We start from the raw sequence: 1,831 nt of genomic DNA on the forward strand, positions 1-1,831 counted from the left end.
GTGCTGGGGTTCGACGCCGCGACGATCGCCTCCGCCTTCCTGGTCTCGCCCGCAACCATGGGCCAGCGCCTGGTGCGGGCCAAGAGCCGCATCCGTGAAACCGGCATTCCGTTCCGCGTGCCGGAGCGGGCCGAACTCGGCGAAAGGCTGGACGCGGTGCTGGAGGCGATCTATGCCGCCTTCGCCGAAGGCTGGTCCGATCCGGCCGGCACCGAAACGCGGCGCCGCAACCTGGCGACCGAAGGCATCTGGCTCGGCCGGCTGGTGGCCTCGCTGATGCCGGAGGAACCGGAGGCACTGGGCCTGTTGTCGCTGATGCTGTTTGCCGAGTCTCGCCGCGCCGCACGGCGCAGCGCCGAAGGCGACTTCGTGCCGTTGGCGGAGCAGGATTGCCTTCTATGGGACCGTGCCCTCATCGACGAGGCGGAAGCGCTGCTTTCCCACGCAGCGGCCAAGGGCGTCATCGGCCGCTACCAGCTTGAGGCGGCCGTGCAGTCCGCGCATGCGGCACGAAGGCTCACCGGCCGCACCGACTGGGTGGCAATCCAGGAACTCTACGACGCGCTGCTTTCGATCGCAGGATCGCCGGTGGTGGCGATAAACCGCGCGGTGGCGATCGCCGAGGCCGAGGGCGCAGTGGCCGGATTGGCGGCTCTTTACGTGCTGGGCGACGACAAGCGGCTTGACGAGTACCAGCCCTATTGGGCCGCACGCGCCGGTCTCCTGGCCAGGCTTGGTCAGGTACCGCAAGCCTGCGAAGCCTATGACCGGGCGATCGGCCTCGAGCGCGACCCGGCGGTGCGCCGGTTCCTGCAAGGAAAAAGAGCGGTGCTCAGAAATTGAGCTTCAGCCCGGCCACATCTCGTGCGAGGTGTTGAGCGTCTTCATCAGCGGATGGTCGCGCAGCCGCGCCCACAGGCGTTCGATGTTCGGCCATGCCGTCCGCGCGCTGTCGATGTCGGGATACCAGGCCACCAGCATGACCAGATAGATGTCGGCCAGCGACATCCGGTCACCGACCAGCCAGTCACGGCCTTCGAGCGCGGCATCGAGAACGGCAAAGCCGCGGTCCATCTCTGCCACGGCCGCCTGCTTGACCGCCTTGGTGCCTTCGGGATCGGCAGTGTAGCGGTATGCGTAGTAGAAACGCAGCACCGCCGAATAGAGAACAGACGACATAAAGGCCATCCAGCGCAGGAAATCCGCGCGGGCAGGCGCTTCTGCTCCCGGCGCCAAATTGGCGTCGGGGTGTCGCTCGGCAAGCACGATGCAGATCGCTGCCGATTCGGTCATCGAGCTTCCGTCCGGCAAGGTCAGCACCGGCACCTGGTTCAACGGACTGATGTCGAGGAAGGCGGGATCGGGCCGGTCGGTCTTCGGCACGTCGATCTGCTCAAATGGTACATTGGCCAGCGCCAGCGCCGCCTCGACCACGAAGCCGCCGCTGCCGGGACGGGTATAAAGCTTGTACATAAATTCTCCCCCGGCCCGCGCAAAGCAGGCCGGGGGAGATATGAACCGGAAGCGGTGTGGCGCTCAAGCCGCCGATGGCGGCCACGGGCGTTTTTTCAGCGGGCCAGCTTGGTCACGAAGAAGCGTCGGACTACGATCCCAGCCCCTCGAACAGGATTGTCGACAGGTAACGCTCGGCGAAGGACGGGATGACCACCACAAGATTTTTGCCCTTGTTCTCCGGCCGCGAGCCGACGACGATGGCCGCCTGCAGGGCGGCGCCCGAAGAGATGCCGACCGGCACGCCTTCGAGGCGGGCGACGAGGCGGGCATTGGCCACGGAATCCTCGTTCGACACTTTGACGATCTCGTCATAGAT

At 66.1% G+C, this 1,831-nt stretch carries 2 protein-coding genes and 1 pseudogene; 1 reads left to right on the plus strand and 2 read right to left on the minus strand.

All coding sequences use genetic code 11. The features are described 5' to 3' along the window. Window positions 1-843: DUF6596 domain-containing protein (locus EN984_RS33205; protein ID WP_127384290.1), on the plus strand; the 843-nt coding region annotated here is incomplete at its 5' end. A gap of 3 nt (window positions 844-846) precedes the next feature. Here the strand turns inward: EN984_RS33205 and EN984_RS33210 are convergent. Then, window positions 847-1,473, minus strand: coding sequence for a glutathione S-transferase family protein (locus tag EN984_RS33210; protein WP_127267554.1), 627 nt, complete (start codon window positions 1,471-1,473; stop codon window positions 847-849). Between the two features lie 130 nt (window positions 1,474-1,603). Continuing rightward, window positions 1,604-1,831, minus strand: a pseudogene (locus tag EN984_RS33215) (pyridoxal-phosphate dependent enzyme); the annotation flags it as partial.

The organism is Mesorhizobium sp. M7A.F.Ca.CA.004.12.1.1, assembly GCF_003997835.1.
Classification (GTDB): domain Bacteria; phylum Pseudomonadota; class Alphaproteobacteria; order Rhizobiales; family Rhizobiaceae; genus Mesorhizobium.

What these genes read in the sequence shown, in the direction of transcription:
- EN984_RS33210 (WP_127267554.1), bottom strand. Translation starts at nt 1,473, where the DNA reads ATGTACAAGCTTTATACCCGTCCCGGCAGCGGCGGCTTCGTGGTCGAG.